Below are 21,689 nucleotides of genomic sequence, written 5' to 3' on the forward strand. Positions count from 1 at the left end.
TTTATCTATCCGCCCGCACCGCGCGGGTCTTAGCTCAAACGTTGAGGGGCTTCTACACATCGTGTAGAAGCCCCTCAACTATGTTCTAGGAGTGGTCTGTTCACATGAAAACGATATGCGGACTAGAAGTTGCCCAGCATCTTGGTGACGTCCAGTGCTTCATCGAGCTGAGCCTCGGTTACCTCACCGCGTTCAACGTAACCTAAAGCCACCACGGCATCGCGCACGGTGACCTTGTTTGCCACGGAGTACTTGGCGATCTTCGCGGCGGCCTCGTACCCGATGAGCTTATTCAGCGGGGTTACGGTCGAGGGGGATGCCTCCGCCAGGAAGCGGCAACGCTCTACGTTGGCGCTTAGACCGTCGATCATCTTCTCTGCCGCCACGCGAGAAACGTTGGCGAGCAGGCGGATGGACTGGAGCAGGTTAGCCGCCATTACTGGAATACCCACGTTTAGCTCGAAGGCTCCGTTGGTGGAGGAAAGCGCGATGGTCGCATCATTACCAATTACCTGTGCCGCAACCTGAATAGTAGCCTCACAAATCACCGGGTTTACCTTGCCAGGCATGATGGACGAGCCGGGCTGCAGATCGGGGATGTGCAGCTCGCCTAAGCCGGTGTTCGGGCCTGAACCCATCCAACGGATATCGTTGCTGATCTTCATCAGACCGTATGCGAGGGTGCGCAGCTGACCGGAAACCTCAACCAGACCGTCGCGGTTTGCCTGCGCCTCAAAGTGGTTACGTGCCTCAGTCAGGGGCAGACCGGTTTCTTCAGCAAGCAGCTCAATCACGCGTGCCGAGAAGCCCGCCGGGGTATTGATGCCGGTGCCTACGGCGGTGCCGCCCAGGGGAACTTCAGCCACGCGGGGCAGGGATGCGTTCACACGTTCGATGCCGTAACGCACGGTAGCGGCGTAGCCAGAGAATTCTTGGCCTAAGGTAATGGGGGTTGCATCCATCAGGTGGGTGCGTCCGGACTTGACGACGTCCTTGAACTCTGCGGACTTCTTTTCCAGCGAAGCAGCGAGAACCTCAAGGGAAGGGATCAGCTCTTTGACCAGTGCCTCGGTCACGGCAACGTGCACGGAGGTGGGGAAAACATCGTTGGAAGATTGGGAGGCGTTCACATGGTCATTGGGGTGAACTTCAATGCCTCGTGATTCCAAGGAACGGGTTGCCAGCGTTGCCAGAACCTCGTTGGTGTTCATATTCGACGAGGTGCCCGAACCGGTCTGGAAGACGTCAATGGGGAAATGCTCGTCGTACTCACCGGTTGCTACCAGATCCGCCGCCTCGCGGATAGCCTGGGCGCGCTCAGCATCGAGCACCTGAAGTTCCTCATTGGCGGTCGCGGCTGCCTTCTTAACGAGGGCAAGAGCGCGAATATGGGCTGATTCGAGGGTCTGCCCCGAAATCGGGAAGTTATCGACCGCGCGCTGGGTCTGTGCACGGTAGAGTGCGTTAGCGGGCACGCGAACTTCGCCCATGGTGTCATGTTCAATGCGGTATTCAATATTTTCAGCCATAACTCTAGTTTAGGGCTCAAAATGGCGGGTTTTCATACCCTTCGTGTAAAAATCGGAACATTTGGGGAATACCGTGCATGATGATACTCACCACGCTGTGGGGTTGTGTGGCGGTACCGTATGAACTCAAGTAAAGCCTGTTGGAGCTTCTGGGGTTATGTTGGTTTTCTCGGGTGGATAACACGAAGGAGGCAGCGACCACCGATAGAACGCGTGGGAACTACTTCATCTCGCGCGAGTCAAAGACAATATCGACTGCGCCGGAATCCAAATGATAGAAGTAGCCCAGCACAATGGTCTCGCCGCGAGCAACTGCATCGGCAATAATGCGCGATTCCTGAAGCAGACGGGAAGCCGTCGCAGACGTATGAGCCCGTACCATCTCGTTCACATACTGGCTTGGCTTCTCGCCGTGGGGAAGTTCTTGGGCCAGCACCGTAGGCTGAATAGTCTCAACTACTCGCGTAATAAATCCGCCCGGAAGCTGCCCCGATTCCACCGACGAGCAGGTAGCCTGAACAGCCCCGCAAGACTGATGACCCATAATGATCAGTACCGGCGTCTTGAACTGGGTAATGGAATATTCCAGCGAACCAAGGGCACCTTCATCAAGAACCTGCCCTGCGGTGCGTACCACAAAGGCATCGCCAAGACCCAGGTCAAAGATATGTTCCGGTGGCGTACGCGAATCCGCACACCCAAAAATCGTAGTGAAAGGAAACTGTCCGCCTGTGAGTTCGTCGCGACGTGCCACATCCTGGTGCGGATGCGAAAGCTCGCCCCGTACAAAGCGTGCGTTACCCTCCTGCAGGCGTTCCAACACATACTCAGCGGTGGGTTGAACCGGACGAGAACCCATGAGCAGGCTCCTTAAAGTGAGAGGTATCTTCCCTCTATTTTACCGAAAGCAGACCGTACATTTTGCTAGAGAAAATCACGAAATATTAGAAGTATTGGATGCACTGGGGGAGGTCGTCATCGTCGGCGCTTTCATATAGGTGACCGTCGCATCCGCCAACTGGGCAAACTCCGCCGGGTCTGCCGTGCCAGTGATAATCACAGTTGTCGTTTTGCCGTCACTGTAAGGCACCTGTGCCACGTAGGAGTACACTTTTTCACTGTTCTTCTTCGAGGTGGCTGAACGTACTTCCCACTCCACGCCGCCAATAGATTCGGTGCCCTGTTTCTCAGCGTTATCGACCTGTTGAGCCACCCAGGTAGGGTTTGTATCCTTCGCTTGGATCAACTCAATAAAATGATTTTTATTGGTCACCTGTCCGCTCTTAAAGTACGGGATATTATCGGGAGTATTACCCGTCCACCGCGCGTAGTTATAGTGCCAACTCTCAAGCTGCGGTACCGCCACCGGAAAACCCGCCTGCTGGGTAGATTCAGCCGCTACCTGCGATAAATTCACCTGCGGGCGGTACGGATTCTTATCCGGCTGCGGCATGAGCCAGAGCACCGGAATGAGAATAGCCACCATCGCCAGCATCGAAATAATCATATTGCGCGCCGGAGCATTAATGCGTTTCGCCTGTTTTTGTGTAATTTGTGGCACAACAAATGAATCGGTAGAAGCATCTGCGTGAGCCTTCGGCGCATGAGCGTTCTGACCATCGCTCTCAGCCGGTGTATGCGCGTGATTCTGAGAGTTTTCCACTCACACATTCTCTCATACGCTCTAAGACATACCGTTTCCCACACCCACCTGGGCGGATGTTCACCACGGTACATGCGCCCACGCAAACCCGTTCAATACACGCGAACATTCCGCCGGGCGCGTTATGCTAGTAAACAGGAGGTGCCGGTTCAAAGCGCTGGAACGAACCAGCCAACCGGCCATGACAACGACCTCGAAGGTGAGCAATGACTGAAAACAATAACCACGCCGACCGCAACCTAGCTATGGAATTGGTGCGCGCCACCGAGGCCGCAGCCATCGCATCCGGCCCCTGGGTGGGCGCAGGCGATAAGAACCGCGCGGACGGTGCCGCCGTGGACGCGATGCGTTACCGTCTCTCGACCGTGCACTTCAACGGAACCGTTGTGATCGGTGAGGGCGAAAAAGATAAGGCTCCCATGCTATTCAACGGCGAAGTTGTTGGCGATGGCATCGGCCCCAACCTCGATATTGCGGTAGATCCCATCGACGGAACTCGTCTGACCGCATTGGGCATGGACAACGCACTCTCCGTCATCGCGGTAGCAGACGGAGGTTCTATGTTCGACCCCTCCGCCGTGTTTTACATGGAAAAACTGGTGACTGGGCCCGAAGCCGCAGAGTTCGTAGATCTTCGCCTGCCCGTCAAACAGAACCTTCACTTGGTCGCTAAGGCACAGGGTAAGAACGTAAGCGAACTGACCGTGTGCGTTCTGGATCGTCCGCGTCACGCTAAGCTCATTGAAGAGATCCGTAATGCCGGTGCACGTACCCGCATTATCCTTGACGGCGATGTTGCGGGAGCTATTGCGGCCTGCCGTGAAGGAACCGGTGTTGACGTGATGCTCGGTACCGGCGGAACCCCTGAAGGCATCGTCGCCGCATGCGCTATCAAGGCCACCGGAGGCGTAATTCAGGGCCGCTTAGCACCCACCGACGATGCCGAGCGTGAGAAGGCGCTCGCTGCGGGGCACGATCTTGATCGCATCCTCACAACTGACGATCTGGTCACCAGCGATAACTGCTTCTTCGCCGCAACCGGTATTACCGACGGCAAGCTGCTGCGCGGGGTGCGCTACAGCAAGAATATTGTGACCACCCAGTCGCTCGTTATGCGTTCCTCCTCGGGAACCGTGCGTATCGTGGAGGCTGAGCATCGCCTTTCTCGCCTGCGCGAGATTCTGTCGCATACAAAGTAACGTCTTGATATAAAGCCTGTGCCGCGCTCTTAATCATTGAGAGCGCGGCACAAGCTTTATTGTATGAGCGTGGTCTGCCTGGGAACCTAGGCTGTCGAAGTAGCGTTATTTTTTCAGGCGTGCGCGAACCTTAGCTACTGTAGATTTCGCGGTTTCCTGAGCGGTTCCCAATGCTTTCTTGAGTGCGGGACGCGCGCGGTATGCGTAGCCGTAGGCGCGGTAGCCTAGCGTGTTCACCGGAATGTCCCAGGTGCCGGGGTACTCAACCGAACGCCCGCCGAAAGACTTCTTAAACTTGGTGAACCCCGCCCATTCGTGATCAGGCTGATCTTCGGGTGCGATGCCGAAAAGATCCACATATTTCAGACCCTTTGCTTTAGCATCCAAGATGAAATTGGTCACTACCGGAATGCCTGCCGAGAGCCTACGATGCGCAAAAGAGGCCGCTGCGTGGGCATAGGTGCGCGTATCGTCTGAATCGTAGACAAATGCCGCCGCGATAGGCTCCTTGGAACCATCCTCGCCGGTCAGCTGAGCAATATAGAGGGACGCGGCATCGGCAGGCATGAGGGTCTTTGCCACCTGCATCAGATAGTCGTCCTGCTGACGGTTGAACCCGTTGCGGTCGGCGGTTTCAGAGAGGAACGTGAAGAGCACCTTCATATCCTCGGGGTTCTGAGACACCTCAATACTGACACCTTTTTTGTGGATATTACGGTGCAGATTGCGGTTATTGGACTTCATATCCTTCAAAATTGCAGCTTCGTCGCCGGAAAGATCAATAATCTGCGTGTGTGAAGGCTGAACCTGGCGCGGTGCCAACGCAGCGCCGCGTGCCTTCAGGAACTCTGCTGCATCCTGCGAACCCCAGATAGCGGAGTCAATTGGTTCGATGCGCACAAACAGGCACCCATGAGCCTTTGCTTCTTCTTTCAGCGAGTCGAGCGCGGCATCGAAAGCCTGCGCACTCTGTGCCACCGGGCCGTAGGGGCTGTAAAGATACTTGCCGGTGCGCCCGCCCTCAACGGTAGCGAGATAGGACCAGCCTTCGCCTTCGTGGCGAATAACGGTATGACCAAGAGATTGCTGAAAACGTGCCCAAATATCGGATTGAAGAATATTGCTCATTCAACTATTTTAGCCTCAACCGCAGGTTACGATGAGCGAAGGCGACCTTGGGAGTAGATAAAATACGAGCCGTTCCGTATCTTCACGGAACGGCTCGATAACACCGAGAAATGACCATACATTAGGGCACGTAAGCCTGCGGTTCGTCCCCTTCATCACGTGTAGAGTCGGCGGTCGGGGCGGGTTTGGGAGCCGCCGGGGCCTGTACTTTTTCTTCTTCGGCAACTTGGGCGCGATGCTCGGCGAGCTTAGCGCGCAGAGCCGTTCCCTTATCTACCGCGCTCTGGCGCAGATCCTTCGAGAAATCGAGAAGATCGGAGTGCACCTGCTGCGCGAAATCGTCGGTGGCGCATCCTAGGATGCGCAGCGCCAGAAGTCCCGCATTACGTGCGCCGTTGATAGACACGGTCGCCACCGGAACCCCCGCGGGCATCTGCACGATAGAAAGCAGGGAATCCATGCCTTCGAGATTCTTCAGCCGCACCGGGACACCGATAACGGGCAATGCGGTAACCGAGGCGAGCATGCCGGGAAGGTGCGCTGCCCCTCCGGCACCGGCGATGATTACGCGAATACCGCGCTGATGGGCCTGCTGACCGTAGGCGATCATATCTTCAGGCATGCGGTGTGCTGAGACGACATCCGCTTCATAGGGGATGCCGAATTCTTCAAGAACCGTAGCGGCTTCTTCCATGATGGACCAGTCGGAATCTGACCCCATCACAACGCCAACAACGGGCTTATCTGAATCGTACGGGGAGCTCATGAACAATCCTTCCTGTGAGCTAATAAGACACTACGGACACGAAATATACCGGCAAACTCTTAGAGCGGGCGACCGTCGCGCAAAATAGATGCCACATTCGCGGCGGCATCGCGTAGCGCCCGAGTCTCAGCTGCCCGACCGGTAATATTCACATGACCAATTTTACGTCCTGGGCGGGTTTCTTTACCGTAAAAATGAATTTTGGCGCGTGGCTCGGCACTGAGCGCAAGCGGGTACACACCGAAAATATCTTCATTCTCGCCGCCCAGGTAATTCTTCATAATGGCAACTTCGTCGCGCATAGCAGTTGCGCCCAACGGCATATCGAGTACCGCACGCAGATGCTGCTCAAACTGACTGGTTACCGAACCTTCCTGGGTCCAGTGTCCGGTATTGTGCGGGCGCATCGCGAGTTCATTAATGTAGAAGCCTGCTGAAGAGCCCGGAACCTCGAAGAGTTCCGCCGCCATTACGCCGGTAACCCCAAGTTCGGTGGCTAGGGTAACGGCTGCATCGGATGCCGCCCGGGCGATCGCGGGGGAGAGGTTCGGCGCGGGTGCAATAACTTCATCACAGACCGAATTCACCTGAATTGTCTCTACGACAGGCCAGGGGAGAACCTGCCCACTCTCACGGCGCGCCACGAGAGCGGAAAGCTCGCGGGTGAACGGAACCTTTTCCTCTGCCAAAAGCGCCGAAAAATCGGTGCGGTGAGGAAGCTCATCAAACCATGCAGCAGCCTGCTCACGGGCGTGCTGAAGAGAATCCAGCACCATCACGCCCTTGCCGTCATAGCCCCCGCGCGGGGTCTTCAAAACCACGGGCCAGCCGATCTCATCGCCAAAGGCGAGAAGCTCATCCAAAGTTTCAACGCGTGCCCAGCGCGGGTTCGGTAGTCCAAGATCTTCTACAGCCTGGCGCATCATGAGCTTATCCTGGGCATATTGCAGCGCATCCGGATGCGGCTGCACATTCACTCCCTCGGCAATAAGCGCCTGCAAAAATTCGGTGGGAACATGCTCGTGATCGAAGGTAATAACATCTTTGCCACGAGCGAACTCCCGCAAAGTCTCTAAATCCTTATAATCTCCCACGGGCGCGCTGCGCACCGCTGCCACGGCGCCCACCGTAGGGCTTTCAGCGAGAATATGAAGGTCAAATCCAAGGTTCGTTGCTGCGGGCGCCATCATGCGTGCCAGCTGGCCGCCTCCGATAACACCAAGTACAGGTCCAGTTACAGGGTAAGTCACATCACTCAAGTGTACTCTTATGCCCCCAAATACCGGTAGTATTCCGCGCCGCAGACTTGAAAATAACCTGGGAAGTGCATGATAAAACTCAATAAAATAAGGTAAAACGGGATCGGCTGTACTAGTATTTTAGGGATGCTATCAAAATTTAACTCACAGACGCCCAGGTCATCTTAACGGGCAGAAAAGATAGAGAATATGGCTTCAGACTCTCGCTCTACACTGGGTGATCGTCTTAAATCACTGTGGAATACCTACGGTCTAGAGGTACTTAAATTCGGTACTGTTGGCGGTGCCGCATTCTTGGTAAACGCTGCCGTGGTGTGGGCGCTGATGCTTGGTCCTTTCGAGAACGCACATACCAAGGCAAAAGTAATTGCCAGCGTTGTGGCTACCATCTTTGCATGGATTATGAATCGCCTGTGGACCTTCCGCGAAGACCGATCCGAGAACTGGAAACGTGAGGGCATCGAATTTGCCTTTGTGAATATTCTTGGCATTTTGGTTGAGGCCGGATGCGTGTTCTTCACTAACTACGTGTTGGGGCTGCGTTCGCCGGAAGCATCGTTTATCTCCGGTACGATTATCGGCACCGCGCTGGGAACGATTCTGCGGTACTTCCTCTACCGTTTCTGGGTTTACGGCAAGCACCGTAAACAGGTGGATGAAGGGGACGCTACCGAACACGAAGAATTGGGGTACATTTTGAACCAGGCGACGGGCGTGTTGACCGGCTCGGTTCCCGTGGTAGACCCTGCGGCACAGGCCCAGCGTTCGCAACAGAATGTTGAAATTACCGATATTGATAAGCCCTCTACCGGTAAACGTTCATAAATAAATAGACTGTTTGTATACTGCGGCGGATTCTTTTTCTGAGGTTCCGCCGCAGTCTTTTTACCCTCTGAGCGAACTACGCTGCCGTTTTCTAGGAGTGGCCCAAGGTGAGATCTAGAGCTCGCTCAGAACGCAGGAGCGGGTCTAACTCGGTAGCGGTAAAATCAGCCAGCGGATCGGGTAGGAATACGGCATAACCCGTGATGAGGCAGGCAAGCGCCTCTGCCACGATCGTGAGGGCTGAGGGTGCCGAGTCGAACTCTGAGGGAAGGCGAAGACGAAGCGCTAATGCTCGTTCCCCTGAAGGAAGACGGTAATCGTGACCAGCATGTTCATGTGCCCGAGAGAGCACTCGTGCCGTCAGCTCTGCCGATGTTAAGTTATCGCCCACGGGTGATGAGGTCGAAGCTGGTAGGCCGATGAACTGGTCAGCCTCGCTGCGCACGAGCGCGCAGAAGTCGAGAACTTCGGCATCGATCATTGACTCGGCCTCGTGAAGGTCTCCTAGGTAGCGCATCGAGAGAGGCCCGCGATCAACGAGAAGAAGATAGTCGGGGTTATTGAGGTTCTGAGCATGATCGGTGGTATCCGTAGCGCCTACGAGCGATTCTTCATCGTCGAAGCAGCCGCCAGCGTAGAGAGTCGCGCAGGCGAGAACCAGAAAACGCCAGTGCAGGGGAGCCGTAATCTGCACCCCAGATTCCTCGGTAACTTCGCACTCATTCACCAGAAGATTTGCGCTCTTTGCCACCCAATTCATGAAGACGCGACCGGAAAGTTCGATGCGTTCACCCCCGCGAGCATGCCAGATAAGGGCGGGGGTCTGCACACGCGCGAGAGCATCGAAAATACGCGTGAATGAACGGGCATTTGCCACGGTCGAGAGTAAATTTTCAGCCATAGAATAACTTTACCGTGTGTAAACTCCCAAAAATTTCGATGCATGATATTACTTTCGGCAGTACACGCGACCACATCATGAGATATTTTTCCTGACGTCATAACAGTTGAAGAAGAAAGTATTTGTAGTCATAAATTTGCGTGTGATGCAAATATACTCTTAAGGATGCTGAATTTATATTACGAGCGCATTACGGGCGTAAAGTTCATAAAATATCTTGAGGATGAGTTATTAAAATGTAATAAGTGACACGATTGAGTTTTGAATAGGATATAAAAAACCTGTTTTGACTAGGTGTTTAGGAGTTTGAAAGAGCTTCGTTCGAGGCGTAATCTCGGGGGTTTTGGAGGGGGCGTGGGGGAACATATATATACAGAAGATTACGCCCAAAACTTTCATGATGAAGTAATTATTTTGTGGTCTAACACCGTATAAACATTGAAATATTTGACGGTGATCTGCACATACACGGATAAAATTTGTAAGTCCAGTTTGACGAATGGGCGTGTCGCCCTTCTAATAGTTATGTAGGTTTATTTGCAGAAACATCTTTCATGCCCAAAAAACTATAAATCTACAGAGCCAAAAAGATTCGTTTGCACACCAACGAATCACCGCAGACTCATCTAGCCAATGAGAACACGGAAGGAAAAACTATGGGTTCATACACCTGTGCTGGGTATTCACGCCTGAGCACCGGTATTGCCGGTGAACGCACAGGCGGAACCCGCCAACATACTATGCAAACCGCGCAATCCCTAGAAGAACAAGCAAATATGTTCCTGAGCGTTGCCGACGCAACCACTGAGGAAGGCAGCTTTGCGGCTTCCACAGTTGAGGTAGGCAATATGTTTACCTGCTTCGAAGGCCTCGATATGTGGGCCGCCGCCGCAGGCATGTACGGAACTGAAGGTGATGACGGAGAGCTCGCCTGGCAAACTGATGCGCTGTGTGCCCAAACCGACCCAGAAGCCTTTTTCCCTGAAAAAGGAGGGTCTACTCGTGACGCTAAACGCGTCTGCGAATCGTGCCCCGTTCGTGAAGAGTGTCTAAAATATGCAATGGACAATGATGAGCGCTTCGGAATATGGGGCGGTCTCTCAGAACGCGAGCGTCGTCGGCTACGTAAGCAGGCAAGCTAAGGCGCTAGGAAGGCACAACAGTACCAATGCAGAAAGTTAGACACTGCTCCCGGCAGACCTGTCAACATGAAGCCACGGTGACCCTCAGCTACTCATACGCTGACTCTACGGCGACAATCGGACCGCTGTCCGAGTACCGCGAGCCACACGCTTACGATCTTTGCGATTATCATGCGGCACGATTAACCGCACCGCAAGGATGGCGAGTCGTCTACACGGTGGAGCTTAGAGCTGAACGAACCTGAGGTACTGCCAGCCTCTCACAACCTTCATAGGAACCTTCCGCCGCTCAGCGGAAGGTTCTTCTCCTATGAAAATAGGACAAACACCCTATCTATACCACTCTATTCAGAAAAGACACCTATGGCACAGGAAAGTCACAGCGGTACCGCATCCTCAGGGCAGAGATCCTGGGATGCGCTGCGCTCCGCGATCGGCACCGAAACCGTTGAAGAAGCGGCAGCGCGTGCTTCCGCCCCCGCAACACAAAGAACACCCGAATCACTGCTGGGAGTATCGGCACAGATGTACACCGAAGCTCCGGATTTTGCAGACAACCCCGATATTCCCAGCGATCGAGCATCCGGCGCACATGACACGAGTCAGCAGGAAGGGGAAAGCGTAGGGCAGCGGGTACGTACCTATACCAGCGTCTCAACCGGGTTTGTTCCTCTTATCCGCGAGGCAAAGGGATCTCCGAAACACCCCACGCTCAGTACTTTAGTGCAGAAGTTTGACGAGAAAAAGAACGAAGAAGCGGCTCCGGCAGATAAGACAGCTGAGCCGGATACATCCGCCTCAGAACCCAGTCAAGATGCCGATAACAAACCCCAAAAATCCACCTTGGTGACTGTGGAGAGAGGTACAAAAATCTCAACCGGGTCGCTGAGCTCACGCCCTAAATACCGCACGCAAACAAATCGTACCGTCGAAACTTCAAATGCTTGGGAAGAAGATGCGGCACAAGAAGCCGCCGCCGAACGCCCACGCCTGCTCAAGCTCCGTGCCGCCCTCATCGCGGCAGCGGTACCGCTTCTCTCGCTCATGATCGCTATTCGGGCCGTCGCGTCCGCACCATTCCTCTGGCTGGAATACCGCAGGCCCGGATTCCCCGAAGACAGCTACGGATTCGACCTCGCCGAACGTATGCGGCTGGGCTCCTATGGGCTGGACTACGTGACCAACCTAGCCCCCGAAGACTACCTGGCGAAAGCCACCACCGGACCGGCAAACACCCCGGCATTCCTCCAGAGTGAAATTCAGCATATGCACGACGTCAAACGAGTCTTGCTCTTCTCAACCATCGCTGTGGCGGTATTCTGCGTGCTGGCCTTAATCGGTAGTATTTCGCTGAAGGAACGCGCCCCCGGCACTATTCGCCGCAGCCTGTACACCGGCGCTTGGGCTACCGTTATTATGCTCGTGGTGCTAGGTATCATAGGCGCCACCAGCTGGGAATGGCTCTTTACCGCCTTCCACACGACCTTCTTCCCGCAGGGCAACTGGCAGTTCCGCATGAGTGATACGCTCATTCGCCTATACCCGCCGCAATTCTGGATCGATGCGGCGCTCGCCATCGTGGTGATAACCCTGCTGATAATCGGTGTGCTGCTGGCGTTCACCTGGCCCACGCGCTACCGCCTCGTGAAGGAAAATCGGTATTACAAGGAGCGCTACCAGATTCGCCAGAAAATCAAGGCGATGCGCGCCGAACGTGACGGCGATATCGAAGCTTAGCGGGTATCCGGCGCACGTCCCTCCGGTATAAAAAGGCTCTTGAGGTGAACAAAATCGTTGTTTCTAACGCCTGTTCACCTCAAGAGCCTTTTTCGTACGGCATCCTGATTGGATCCGGGTTATTGGGGAATGGCGCCGCTAAATCCAGGTTGGAATCCACATATGCCCGTACCACTGTTCATACGGGATAACTTGCCCGGTCCATAGAGGCCAGAAGTATGCGCTCACCAGTAGAACCGCCGTCAGGTATACACCTACGCACAAAACGCCCACGCGCACGCGTCTGACGGAACTGGTACGGTTCCCCAAAAGCACGCCCAAACAACCCGCTAAGAGGATGAGGAGGAAAGGCTCAAAGGAGAGAGCGTAGAAGAAGAACATGGTGCGGTTAGGGTAGAGGAACCACGGCAGATAGCCTGCGGCAAAAACTAGCAAAAGAGCCCCAAAACGCCAGTCGCGCTTCAGGATAAAAATGACTAGGGCGAGAATTATCGCCGGAATAAACACCCACCAGATCAGCGGGTTACCAATATTGAGGATGGCCTGCGAACAGTTGAGTGCCGTGCATCCTTTTTCCCCAAACTTTGGCGCCTCATAGTAGTACGACGTTGGGTGCCCCAGAATAAGCCACTGCCAAGCCTGCGAAGCGTAGCGATGCTCACTGCTGAGTCCCGAATGGAACTTAAACGCGGATGTATGATACTCCCAGAGTAGGCGCAAATCCTCGGGAAGCCACTTCACAGCACCCGAATCGGGGAACTGATTACTCCAGTGGCGGTAGAAAGCGTTTGACGACTTAAACCAACCAATCCAGGTGGTCAGATAGACGATAAGACCCACGCCAATCATCTGAATAAACGCAGGAATACCCTCTCGAATCAGAGCGACAAGACCCCAATTTTTCAACCCTAGGATGCGCCGCGCATTCATATCCCAAAACACCGTCAGCACACCCATCGCGGCAATAAAGAACAGAGAGTTCCACTTCACCGCTACGGCGGCACCGGCACAAATACCGGCGGCAAGACGCCACAGATGCAAACCCGAGCCGGGGCCGAAAACAACCTTCTGCAAGCCCGACTCGCCGTGCGCATCCACAATCTTCATAACATTCGCCGCGAGCCTTCTACGCGCTGTCTGCCGGTCAAGAAGTAGGCAGACAAAAGTCGCTAAAATCCAGAACATCTGGAAAATATCGAGAAGCGCCAGACGGGATTCCACAAACATCAAACCATCAACGGCGCCCAGCAGCGCAGCGATAGAGGCAACCGTGACCGAACGGAACATGAGCCACCCGGCAACCGCCAAAAGCGCCACCGCGAGCGTACCAATAATCGCGGCACTCACGCGCCAACCGAAGGCGTTCTCGCCGAAAATCGCCATTCCCCAGGCAATCATCCACTTACCTAGGGGAGGATGCACCACATACTCGGGGCTGTTCGGTAAGATACCGCTAAAATCCCCCGAAGCGAATGCGTGATCCACGCCGCTCGACCACGAAACTTCATATCCGTAGTGCAGGTACGAATAGGCATCCTTGGCATAGTAGGTTTCGTCAAAGACAATCGCATTCGGGTGTGCCAGGTTATAAAAACGCAGCACACCCGCTAAGAGTACAATCAGGGTCGGTGCAAGCCAGCCCCAACGGGGCAGCGAAACACGGGCGACGCCCAGAGCCTCGAAAAGATTCGACAGAGAGTACTGCACTCTGGACTTCGTAAAAGAAAGACTAGCGGTTAACATCACCTATCAATCCTATAGGGTGTAAGCCTCCACGTCTTCTTGAAAATACCTGAAACCACAAAAATCTGGCTCAGACCATATATAAAATCTATAAAACTACACCGACATCATGCGGAACTAAGCGCTATGGCGGCACAGCGCACCTCCGAGATGAAAAGCACACACGATACACTGGGGGAGTGATCGAAAACGAAATGTATGAGCGCGATACACAAAGTACCACCTCCGCCGATACAACAATGCAGCCCCTAGCGTCTGATGAGCGTGAGGAAGGTATTCTCATCCTCGGCGGAACCCCTATCGGCAACCTCTCAGATGCCAGCGACCGGTTACGGCAGGCGCTCGCTACCGCTGACGTGATCGCTGTCGAAGATACTCGCAAGCTCCGCACCCTTGCCTCCGGGCTGGGGGTGCACACTACGGGACGAATTATCGTAAATCACGACCATAACGAGGCGGAACGCAGTGCCCAGCTCGTGCAAGCGGTCAGCGACGGGAACATAGTTCTGCTGCTCTCGGATGCCGGTATGCCAACCATCTCGGACCCCGGCTATGTTGCTGCATCCGCCGTTGCCGACGCCGACCTGCCGGTGACCGTGATCCCCGGTCCCTCGGCGGCATTGACTGCGCTCGCGCTCTCGGGACTGCCCACCGGACGGTTCACCTTTGAGGGGTTTCTGGCGCGTAAAGGCTCAGAACGTACAAGAAGGCTGAATTCCCTGGCGGCGGAAGAGCGCACCATGATTTTCTATGAATCGCCGCATCGTGTAGCCGCCACGCTCACAGATTTTGCCCGGGTTTTCGGGGGCGAACGGTGTGCCGTCGTATGCCGCGAACTCACCAAATTGCATGAAGAAACCCTGCGCGGCACCCTGAACGAACTCGCTGACTGGGCGCACAAAACCCAGGTACGCGGCGAAATCGTGATTGTGGTTGCTGGCGCCGAGCCTCCCGAAACTCCGCAGGCGCAAGACGTAGTAAGTCTCGTCCTCGAACGGGTGGATGCGGGGGAACGCCTTAAAAATGCGTGCGCCGCAGTCGCCGCCGAAACGGGTGCCTCCAAACGAGAACTCTATGAAGCCGCCCTCGCCGCTCGAAATGCCAACGTCTAAACATACCTCAACACAGCCCACAGGAGAATACCGTGTGCCATAGCCACTCCGAGCAAACCGAACTCACCCAGGAATATTTAGACTCCCTTGCAACCTTGGCACACTATAAGATGCCGAGCGAAGAAGAACTGACGGCGAGCGCGCTTCCGCATGGCTGGCAGATCGAAGAAGGGCAAACTCCCGCGCCCTACCGCGCCGAGCTTTATCGTGACGAGACCGGAGGAGGGATAGCGCAGGAACCTTCGGGTGAAGGCACCCGCCGCCGCTCCACGAAGGGCGGTGACGGACGGTCCCGCAACCTTGTGTTCCCGCCTGCACCCGAGCCTCTGCCGTACGCCATCGTCGATAACCACACCCATATGGATCTGCTTGATGGCGAAGTAGAGATTACTGCCCGGGACGCCCTTGATACTGGGGAAAAACTCGGCATAGGTGCCATTGTGCAGGTTGGCTGCGATATTCTCTCCTCGCTGTATGCGGTTGCCGCCGCCCGCGCCGACCGGCGGGTTTTGGCGGCGGTTGCCGTTCACCCCAACACCGCCCCCGAACTGGAATCCGCCGGTACCCTCGATGAGGCTCTGGAGACCTTGGATGCGCTTGCCGCCGAACCGCGCGTGCGAGCTATCGGTGAGACCGGGCTCGACTATTTTCGCACCGGAAAGGAAGGTGTTGAAGCTCAGCAGCGCAGCTTTCGCGAGCATATTCGTCTAGCGAAGAAGCACGATCTGGCGCTTCAGATTCATGACCGGCAGGCGCACGATGATGTAGTGCGCATCCTCTTTGAGGAGGGCGCCCCCGAGCGTACTGTATTTCACTGCTACTCGGGCGGGGCTGAGCTGGCGCGCATCTGTAATAAGCAGGGCTGGTATATGAGCTTCGCCGGAACCGTAACCTTCAAAAACTCGAAGGATATTCAGGAGTCGTTGCGTATGGCACGCCCTGAGCTGATTCTTGCCGAGACGGATGCGCCTTTTTTGACCCCGCACCCGTTTAGGGGCCGCCCGAATGCCTCGTACATGACGAACTATACGGTGCGGTTCATGGCGGCGCACCGCGAGCAGAACCTAGAAGACCTGTGCCGAATTATCCGCGCGAACTCGATGCGTGTCTACGGCAGCTGGGGACTTGAGGGGGTCTAGACGATGGTAACGATCAGTGCATAAGGTATAAGTATTTTTTGTGCCACCTTTATCGAAGCCTGCATGAACTATCACGCGTATATGCTATTATGGTAGATGCTATATCTCACCTTTTAAGGCTTTACCTCATAATTTCTGGAGTAAATTCTGTATTTGTGTGATATGGCATCCCGATAAATAGTTTTCTATCCCGTAACGTATCAATAGCATGTTAATGTGAGAGAACTAGGGTAAAGCCGTGTCAATCATTTCTTTTTCAAAAAGAATAAAACATTATATATGGATTAATTATGTCAAAGATGGCGCGGGGATAGATAAGATGCGCAGTTGGTATTCGCAGAAAAACCCATATTCTTATGACCTTGAGAAATACACTCATCGTATTGGTGATGTTGTTGTGCCAAACTCTAGTACCTTCTCTGTTAATCACTTATTCTACGATTCCCAACTTCCTAAAGATAATCTTCGAGATGCCCCTAACCAGATATTTGTAGTGTGGACAGGAGATAACGAAATAACGCCTGCCCGTCGGAAATCACTTAATCTTATTCGCTCCACTAACCCTGAGAGTAAAGTTATTCTGGTGACTCCAGATAATCTGGATGACTATATAGTTCCTGGGTATCCTTTACACCCTTCATACGTGAAGTTGAGCTACATTCAGCGTTCCGACTATATGCGTGCCTACCTGATGCACCATCACGGTGGTGTCTATATGGATATAAAACCTATGGATAAGCCCTGGTTACCTCTTCTTGAGGAGCTTAATGCTACCCCAGATATGTGGGTGATCGCGCCGCATGAAAAAAATTCCCGGAATTCGTCACCAGCAAGTGGGGTATTGGGGAAAGACCAGCGTAACTACTATAGGTCGATTGTGAATATGTCTGCTTATGCGTGCAAACCATACAGCAGGTTTACCGATGAGTGGATTTCTGAAATACATCGCCGTATGGATTACTTTTCAACCCTTTTAGAGGGGCGTTATAACTCTCAAGCATTTGAATATATGCCAGAGTATCCTGTCCCCTGGTCTGATTTATCAGGGAATATTGTGAGTCCATTAAGCTTGAAGTATAAAGATAATATAAAAACTATTGCAGGTATGCAATTTGAAATATATTCCGGTGGATACCGGTAAATCATTGTCACATCAAATATAAAGAGGGAAAATGAAAAAATATGTTGTTGCTCTTAAAGACGAAAATCGTCTTGAGTATTTCTTCAGTGCTCCAGGGGGCACTGGTTTTGATATATTTTGGGGAGTAGATGGGCGTGCTTTACCTATTCCTGGGGAAAGCCCTGAATTTGATAACATCTATTTTGAGAAGAGAGCAGGCCGTCTAGCCCGTCCCGGGGAAGTAGGATGCGCCTTGAGCCATACTTACGTGTGGCGTGATTTTCTAAAAAGCGGGGAAGAATGGGCACTTGTTGCTGAGGACGATGCATTGATACACGCCTCCATTGATGAAATTGTTTCTCGGGTTATTGAAAAATCTCTCAGTATTGGCGTGGTGAATTTTGCGGATGGCTGGTCCACCCAGATGGGTCGTATGAATGCCCGTACCCCTTACCCCCGGTTGTCATTGTTTTCTCCGTTTATTTGGGGTCGTCACCGTTTAGGGTACTGCGCTAACGACTGGACTGCCTGTACGGGGCTGTATCTGATCTCTCGGTCGGCGGCGCAGAAAATTATTGAGCAGATTGATGCGCGCGGTTCACAATACTGGCTGGCGGATGATTGGCCCCTTTTTGCCGCTGATTTTGGGGTGGATATTAAGGTTGTGCAGCCAGGACTGTGCGGTTGGACAGGAAATAGTCTTATCGAGGAAGACGGGACGCATTTTGTGTACCATAAAGCAAACCAGACAAAAAAACAGCCGCTCCTCAATAAGCTGCGTATTTATGCCGCGCCCAAGGCCCGGCTGAAGAATGCACAAAACATCGTCAAATCGACTCTCTGGCAGATACGGAAGAAACGCAGAGTTCTCAAGTAACTACCCGCACCAGTGAGCGGCGTCCTTCGACCTAGACCTGCAACCTTCCGTAGAATAGATAGGGTGAGAGAAAATCTGAGCGATAAACCCCTGCTGGGTCCTCAAGAAATCCGTGACCTTGCCGCGCAGCTGGGCATTCGCCCTACAAAGACCCTGGGGCAGAACTTCGTGATTGACCCGAATACTATTCGTCGCATCGTTGCCGCAGCGGATATTACCGACGACGAAACCGTGCTCGAAGTCGGCCCCGGACTTGGCTCTCTCACTCTGGGGCTAGCAGATGCCGCGCGCCAGGTTGTAGCGGTTGAAATCGATCCGCCATTGGCGCAGCAGCTACCGCATACTATCGCCAAATTCCGCCCCGACAAGGCACAAAACGTTAATGTGGTGCTTATGGACGCCCTCAAGGTGACTGAGCTTCCCCACACGCCGGATGCGCTAGTCGCTAACCTGCCCTATAACGTGGCGGTTCCGGTGCTTCTGCACCTCTTCGCGCAGTTCCCGAGCATCCGCCACGCCTTGGTGATGGTGCAGGATGAGGTTGCCGATCGTCTGGCGGCGAAACCCGGATCCAAGATTTACGGGGTTCCTTCGGTGAAGGCAAGCTGGTATGCTGAGGTCTTTAAAGCGGGGGTTATTGGTAAAAACGTATTCTGGCCCGCCCCGAAAATTAACTCCGGGCTTGTGGGATTCAGGATGCGCCCGCAGCCGCTCGCCGATATTGACCGCGACGAAGTCTTTACCGTGATTGACGCTGCTTTCGCCCAACGGCGGAAGACCCTGCGGGCCGCGCTTGCTTCGTGGGCTGGCTCCGGTGCTCGTGCCGAGGCTATCCTGACCGAGGCGGGCATTACTCCTACTGAGCGTGGCGAAAAGTTAGATATTCACGGGTATATTCGGATTGCCCAGGCGGCGCATCGGGTGCCAGCTTTAGTGGCGGATGAAAGTTAAGACCGGGAAACCGGAGATGGATAAAGAATGCATGTTCTAGAAACTCGGGCAAAAGCGCCCGGCAAAGTAAATCTCTATCTTGCCGTGGGGAACCCCCGCGAGGACGGCTACCATCCGCTCGCCACGCTCTTTTCTTCGGTCAATATCTACGAAACCGTAACCGCACGCGATGGTCAGAAACCGGGAATTACCCTGAGCCTGGATATTGTGTCCGAATCCCTGGTCGATCAGCAGCACCGCTCCGGAGAATTTGATCTAGCCGAGGTGCCGTTGGACGAGTCGAACCTGGCGCATCGTGCAGCCGTCTCTATGGTGCAGGCGCACGGGCTTACCGTGAACGATCTGAACCTGCACCTGCATATCGATAAGGCCGTTCCCGTGGCCGGGGGCATGGCGGGTGGCTCGGCAGATGCCGCCGCCGCGCTTCTTGCCGTCGATCAGTATCTCTATGAGAAGCGGCTTACCGAACGTACCCTCGGACTCGAAGAGCTGCTTGCCCTGGCTGCGCCTTTGGGTGCCGACGTGCCTTTTGTGGTGCGTGCCGCGTTCCCGCTGGGCGGGTTAGCCGTGGGGGAGGGGACCGGAACCGAGCTGCGCATCGTGGAGTTGCCCGAAGACATGATTCCACTCGATATTGTGTTGGTCGCCGCCTCAGAAGGACTCTCGACCCCGCAGGTATTTAGCGAGCTTGATGAGGGACGCGCCGCCGGGCGTTACCCCGAAGCTGGCGAGCTGCAGGTTCCTTCGGGGCTGCTGCACGCGCTAACCCAGACGGAGGCGCCGATTGCACGCATCCACGAAATTGGCAGGCAGCTTCGCAACGATTTGCAGGGACCAGCCGTGACCCTAGCTCCCGATCTTGAAACTATTTTGACCATGGATAATGAGAGCATGGTTGAGGCGTTTGTCTCTGGGTCAGGGCCTACCGTGGCTATTCTTGCGGAGGATGCGACCGCAGCTGATGAACTCGCCGCAGCACTTCGCCGCCGAGGCCGTCACGCGATAGCCACACAAACCCCCGCGATGCTCTAATTCCTTATGAATAGTCCCTTATTCCTCTGTAATAGGCGCAGTATCCAGCCGCAGCGGCTTCGGAATACGCTTGAGAATGCGGTACTGAAGAATACCCTCCAGCGCCCCAAGGTTACCGCCCGCCAGATACGCCGCCCGAAAACGGGTTGCAGGGTTTATAAGCTTAGGGGCCTGCCGCAGAACCTCCAGGATAGACGCCTTCGTACTGGGACCGCGCATTCCATGCTGCCGATAGTGCACCCACAGCAGTACCTTGTATTTTTGGTAGGCGCGCTGCTGATGAAAAATGCGTTTAGGTTTATCCCGCAGAATATAGTGCAGAAGCGGCCCATGCGTAAGCGCCGCCGGAACGCCTGCAAGCTGCACACGCCAGGCAAAATCGGTCTCTTCGGAACTCTTATATGAAGAATCCATACCCCCAGCCTCAAGATATACGCGGCGAGGAATCGAAAAATTACCCCCGGCAACCGTCGGCAGAAAACCAGCATAGGGGGTGAGCTCATCGTCGTAGAAAATCCTGGTGCGTGTGCTCAGAGTCTTCTGATCATCGCCGGGTTCAAGACCGTAAGCCCGCAGAACTTCGGGAGTATTGACCCGATCATGAAGCAGAGACCCGCTTGCTATGACAGGGGAATATAGGTTTTGCACGTACAGATGCGAAACCACCCAGTCAGGTTCTACAAGATCATCACCATCGCAGAAGATAAGGACATCACCCGCGGCTTGTACCGCCCCCATATTGCGGGCGTGGCTGGCTCCGCCACGCTGGGATGCATCTATTACCCGCAGGGGATAGGGGGCACTGTAGCTTTCGACCACGGTGCTGGTACTGTCGGTACTGCCGTTATCGCAAATGAGCACCTCAAAACTAGGGTTACCGGTTTGGGCTGCGAGTGCATCAAGCTGCTGCGTAATATAGTTGGCGCCGTTATACACCGGAATAATGACGGATGCTGCAATGGGCTTGGGGCGAGTCACGACCGGCCTCCTTTCACCTGCTCAGCTACCGGGTACGAGTTCCCTTCGGCATTAAGGTCACGGATGCGCCGCGCCGGAACGCCCGCATACACGCCATGAGGCGCACAATCGTGCACCACCACGGCACCGGCGGCAATCACGCATCCTTCGCCGATCGTAACCCCGGCGGTAATGACAGCGTTTTGCCCCACCCACGTGCCGTTTTTGATGTGTACGGGACGAGTAATATTTGCTCCCGCGCGCTGAGCGGCAGAACCAATTTCATGGGTGTCGGCAAAAATGGTGACGCGCGGCCCCAGAAAAACATTATTTCCCAGAGTCGTATGCGCGCCCACCAAAGTTTCTTTATTGACAAAACAATTCGTGCCCATTACGACCTTAGGCATAATAGTGGAACTAGGATCGCAATATGTTCCGGCACCAAAAACAATGCCATTTTTGGTGAGTTCACGTCGTTTTTGCGCATTCGTGCGTTCTCGCCGCATAAGATGCAGGCGGTATTTCAAATCTTTGAGTTTCTGAATCATGAGAATTCGTGTGAGTGAGTGTGACCTATGCGGCTCTACCACCGTGGCAAGCCCGTCTGAA

21 protein-coding genes are annotated in these 21,689 nt (G+C 54.4%); 11 read left to right on the forward strand and 10 right to left on the reverse strand.

Translation table 11 applies throughout. The features are described from left to right. Nucleotides 1-122: 122 nt before the first annotated feature. From HMPREF2804_RS03625 to HMPREF2804_RS03635, 3 genes are all read right to left on the reverse strand, one after another. Nucleotides 123-1,529 carry a class II fumarate hydratase gene (locus HMPREF2804_RS03625; RefSeq protein WP_013398590.1) on the reverse strand — a complete coding sequence of 469 codons (1,407 nt, stop codon included), beginning with the start codon at nucleotides 1,527-1,529 and terminating at the stop codon, nucleotides 123-125. 220 nt (nucleotides 1,530-1,749) lie between these two features. Beyond that, nucleotides 1,750-2,388: a carbonic anhydrase gene (locus HMPREF2804_RS03630; protein ID WP_070536242.1), complete on the reverse strand. Its 639-nt coding sequence runs from the start codon at nucleotides 2,386-2,388 to the stop codon at nucleotides 1,750-1,752. A gap of 75 nt (nucleotides 2,389-2,463) precedes the next feature. Next, nucleotides 2,464-3,192, reverse strand: a complete 729-nt coding sequence (locus tag HMPREF2804_RS03635; RefSeq protein ID WP_070627327.1) for a DUF4245 domain-containing protein — start codon at nucleotides 3,190-3,192, stop codon at nucleotides 2,464-2,466. A gap of 206 nt (nucleotides 3,193-3,398) precedes the next feature. On the opposite strand from HMPREF2804_RS03635, the gene glpX reads away from it, so the two are divergent. Continuing rightward, the gene (gene glpX, locus HMPREF2804_RS03640; protein ID WP_070536238.1) at nucleotides 3,399-4,391 is read left to right on the forward strand and encodes a class II fructose-bisphosphatase; all 993 of its coding nucleotides are present in this window, start codon (nucleotides 3,399-3,401) and stop codon (nucleotides 4,389-4,391) included. A gap of 105 nt (nucleotides 4,392-4,496) precedes the next feature. On the opposite strand, the gene HMPREF2804_RS03645 is transcribed toward glpX, so the two are convergent. The 3 genes from HMPREF2804_RS03645 to HMPREF2804_RS03655 form a co-directional block, all read right to left on the reverse strand. Then, nucleotides 4,497-5,519, reverse strand: coding sequence for a lipid II:glycine glycyltransferase FemX (locus tag HMPREF2804_RS03645; RefSeq protein ID WP_070627329.1), 1,023 nt, complete (start codon nucleotides 5,517-5,519; stop codon nucleotides 4,497-4,499). Between the two features lie 121 nt (nucleotides 5,520-5,640). Next, nucleotides 5,641-6,285, reverse strand: coding sequence for a 5-(carboxyamino)imidazole ribonucleotide mutase (gene purE / locus HMPREF2804_RS03650; protein ID WP_037231852.1), 645 nt, complete (start codon nucleotides 6,283-6,285; stop codon nucleotides 5,641-5,643). Between the two features lie 59 nt (nucleotides 6,286-6,344). Continuing rightward, on the reverse strand, nucleotides 6,345-7,535 hold the full coding sequence (locus tag HMPREF2804_RS03655) for a 5-(carboxyamino)imidazole ribonucleotide synthase (protein WP_070627435.1): 1,191 nt from the start codon (nucleotides 7,533-7,535) through the stop codon (nucleotides 6,345-6,347). Nucleotides 7,536-7,733: 198 nt separating this feature from the next. Between HMPREF2804_RS03655 and HMPREF2804_RS03660 the strand changes: the two genes are divergently transcribed. Further along, complete coding sequence (locus HMPREF2804_RS03660; protein ID WP_041321997.1) at nucleotides 7,734-8,369, forward strand: GtrA family protein; 636 nt, start codon at nucleotides 7,734-7,736, stop codon at nucleotides 8,367-8,369. 91 nt (nucleotides 8,370-8,460) lie between these two features. Here HMPREF2804_RS03660 and HMPREF2804_RS03665 read toward each other — a convergent pair whose 3' ends face one another. After that, a complete protein-coding gene (locus HMPREF2804_RS03665) occupies nucleotides 8,461-9,270 on the reverse strand; it encodes a TIGR03089 family protein (RefSeq protein WP_070627331.1) in 810 nt (269 codons plus the stop codon). Nucleotides 9,271-9,926: 656 nt separating this feature from the next. On the opposite strand from HMPREF2804_RS03665, the gene HMPREF2804_RS03670 reads away from it, so the two are divergent. The 3 genes from HMPREF2804_RS03670 to HMPREF2804_RS03675 all read left to right on the forward strand — a co-directional run bounded on the left by HMPREF2804_RS03670 (nucleotide 9,927) and on the right by HMPREF2804_RS03675 (nucleotide 12,149). Then, nucleotides 9,927-10,412: a WhiB family transcriptional regulator gene (locus HMPREF2804_RS03670; RefSeq protein WP_070627333.1), complete on the forward strand. Its 486-nt coding sequence runs from the start codon at nucleotides 9,927-9,929 to the stop codon at nucleotides 10,410-10,412. Nucleotides 10,413-10,438: 26 nt separating this feature from the next. After that, nucleotides 10,439-10,657, forward strand: coding sequence for a DUF3499 family protein (locus HMPREF2804_RS10705; RefSeq protein ID WP_080974329.1), 219 nt, complete (start codon nucleotides 10,439-10,441; stop codon nucleotides 10,655-10,657). A 118-nt stretch (nucleotides 10,658-10,775) separates the two neighbouring features. Next, nucleotides 10,776-12,149 (forward strand): TIGR01906 family membrane protein, encoded by a 1,374-nt coding sequence (locus tag HMPREF2804_RS03675; protein WP_070627335.1) that lies wholly within the window; start codon nucleotides 10,776-10,778, stop codon nucleotides 12,147-12,149. 138 nt (nucleotides 12,150-12,287) lie between these two features. Here HMPREF2804_RS03675 and HMPREF2804_RS03680 read toward each other — a convergent pair whose 3' ends face one another. After that, nucleotides 12,288-13,856 carry a dolichyl-phosphate-mannose--protein mannosyltransferase gene (locus HMPREF2804_RS03680; protein WP_246824120.1) on the reverse strand — a complete coding sequence of 523 codons (1,569 nt, stop codon included), beginning with the start codon at nucleotides 13,854-13,856 and terminating at the stop codon, nucleotides 12,288-12,290. A 275-nt stretch (nucleotides 13,857-14,131) separates the two neighbouring features. Between HMPREF2804_RS03680 and rsmI the strand changes: the two genes are divergently transcribed. From rsmI to HMPREF2804_RS03710, 6 genes are all read left to right on the forward strand, one after another. Further along, nucleotides 14,132-15,004 (forward strand): 16S rRNA (cytidine(1402)-2'-O)-methyltransferase, encoded by an 873-nt coding sequence (gene rsmI / locus HMPREF2804_RS03685; RefSeq protein WP_070627437.1) that lies wholly within the window; start codon nucleotides 14,132-14,134, stop codon nucleotides 15,002-15,004. Between the two features lie 32 nt (nucleotides 15,005-15,036). Continuing rightward, nucleotides 15,037-16,143 carry a TatD family hydrolase gene (locus HMPREF2804_RS03690; protein WP_070627337.1) on the forward strand — a complete coding sequence of 369 codons (1,107 nt, stop codon included), beginning with the start codon at nucleotides 15,037-15,039 and terminating at the stop codon, nucleotides 16,141-16,143. A 238-nt stretch (nucleotides 16,144-16,381) separates the two neighbouring features. Beyond that, nucleotides 16,382-17,284, forward strand: coding sequence for a capsular polysaccharide synthesis protein (locus tag HMPREF2804_RS03695; RefSeq protein WP_048751341.1), 903 nt, complete (start codon nucleotides 16,382-16,384; stop codon nucleotides 17,282-17,284). A 31-nt stretch (nucleotides 17,285-17,315) separates the two neighbouring features. Continuing rightward, nucleotides 17,316-18,140: a glycosyltransferase family 25 protein gene (locus tag HMPREF2804_RS03700; protein ID WP_048751342.1), complete on the forward strand. Its 825-nt coding sequence runs from the start codon at nucleotides 17,316-17,318 to the stop codon at nucleotides 18,138-18,140. A 63-nt stretch (nucleotides 18,141-18,203) separates the two neighbouring features. Next, nucleotides 18,204-19,091 (forward strand): 16S rRNA (adenine(1518)-N(6)/adenine(1519)-N(6))-dimethyltransferase RsmA, encoded by an 888-nt coding sequence (gene rsmA, locus HMPREF2804_RS03705; RefSeq protein ID WP_246824122.1) that lies wholly within the window; start codon nucleotides 18,204-18,206, stop codon nucleotides 19,089-19,091. Between the two features lie 27 nt (nucleotides 19,092-19,118). Beyond that, on the forward strand, nucleotides 19,119-20,123 hold the full coding sequence (locus HMPREF2804_RS03710) for a GHMP family kinase ATP-binding protein (protein WP_070627339.1): 1,005 nt from the start codon (nucleotides 19,119-19,121) through the stop codon (nucleotides 20,121-20,123). A gap of 18 nt (nucleotides 20,124-20,141) precedes the next feature. Here HMPREF2804_RS03710 and HMPREF2804_RS03715 read toward each other — a convergent pair whose 3' ends face one another. Next, nucleotides 20,142-21,101 carry a glycosyltransferase family 2 protein gene (locus tag HMPREF2804_RS03715; RefSeq protein WP_070627342.1) on the reverse strand — a complete coding sequence of 320 codons (960 nt, stop codon included), beginning with the start codon at nucleotides 21,099-21,101 and terminating at the stop codon, nucleotides 20,142-20,144. Then, nucleotides 21,098-21,628 (reverse strand): acyltransferase, encoded by a 531-nt coding sequence (locus HMPREF2804_RS03720; RefSeq protein WP_048751345.1) that lies wholly within the window; start codon nucleotides 21,626-21,628, stop codon nucleotides 21,098-21,100. Before HMPREF2804_RS03720 ends, HMPREF2804_RS03715 begins: the two co-directional genes overlap by 4 nt. Nucleotides 21,629-21,689 lie beyond the last annotated feature (61 nt).

It is taken from the genome of Rothia sp. HMSC065G12, from assembly GCF_001811455.1.
Lineage (GTDB): Bacteria > Actinomycetota > Actinomycetes > Actinomycetales > Micrococcaceae > Rothia > Rothia dentocariosa.

Excerpts from the sequence above, each read along its gene's own strand:
- purE (WP_037231852.1), bottom strand. The coding sequence starts at position 6,285 with ATGAGCTCCCCGTACGATTCAGATAAGCCCGTTGTTGGCGTTGTGATG.
- rsmI (WP_070627437.1), top strand. The coding sequence starts at position 14,132 with ATGCAGCCCCTAGCGTCTGATGAGCGTGAGGAAGGTATTCTCATCCTC.
- HMPREF2804_RS03700 (WP_048751342.1), top strand. The coding sequence starts at position 17,316 with ATGAAAAAATATGTTGTTGCTCTTAAAGACGAAAATCGTCTTGAGTAT.
- HMPREF2804_RS03665 (WP_070627331.1), bottom strand. The coding sequence starts at position 9,270 with ATGGCTGAAAATTTACTCTCGACCGTGGCAAATGCCCGTTCATTCACG.
- HMPREF2804_RS03720 (WP_048751345.1), bottom strand. The coding sequence starts at position 21,628 with ATGATTCAGAAACTCAAAGATTTGAAATACCGCCTGCATCTTATGCGG.
- HMPREF2804_RS03630 (WP_070536242.1), bottom strand. The coding sequence starts at position 2,388 with ATGGGTTCTCGTCCGGTTCAACCCACCGCTGAGTATGTGTTGGAACGC.
- HMPREF2804_RS03645 (WP_070627329.1), bottom strand. The coding sequence starts at position 5,519 with ATGAGCAATATTCTTCAATCCGATATTTGGGCACGTTTTCAGCAATCT.
- HMPREF2804_RS03675 (WP_070627335.1), top strand. The coding sequence starts at position 10,776 with ATGGCACAGGAAAGTCACAGCGGTACCGCATCCTCAGGGCAGAGATCC.
- HMPREF2804_RS03670 (WP_070627333.1), top strand. The coding sequence starts at position 9,927 with ATGGGTTCATACACCTGTGCTGGGTATTCACGCCTGAGCACCGGTATT.
- HMPREF2804_RS10705 (WP_080974329.1), top strand. The coding sequence starts at position 10,439 with ATGCAGAAAGTTAGACACTGCTCCCGGCAGACCTGTCAACATGAAGCC.
- glpX (WP_070536238.1), top strand. The coding sequence starts at position 3,399 with ATGACTGAAAACAATAACCACGCCGACCGCAACCTAGCTATGGAATTG.
- HMPREF2804_RS03710 (WP_070627339.1), top strand. The coding sequence starts at position 19,119 with ATGCATGTTCTAGAAACTCGGGCAAAAGCGCCCGGCAAAGTAAATCTC.
- HMPREF2804_RS03625 (WP_013398590.1), bottom strand. The coding sequence starts at position 1,529 with ATGGCTGAAAATATTGAATACCGCATTGAACATGACACCATGGGCGAA.
- HMPREF2804_RS03660 (WP_041321997.1), top strand. The coding sequence starts at position 7,734 with ATGGCTTCAGACTCTCGCTCTACACTGGGTGATCGTCTTAAATCACTG.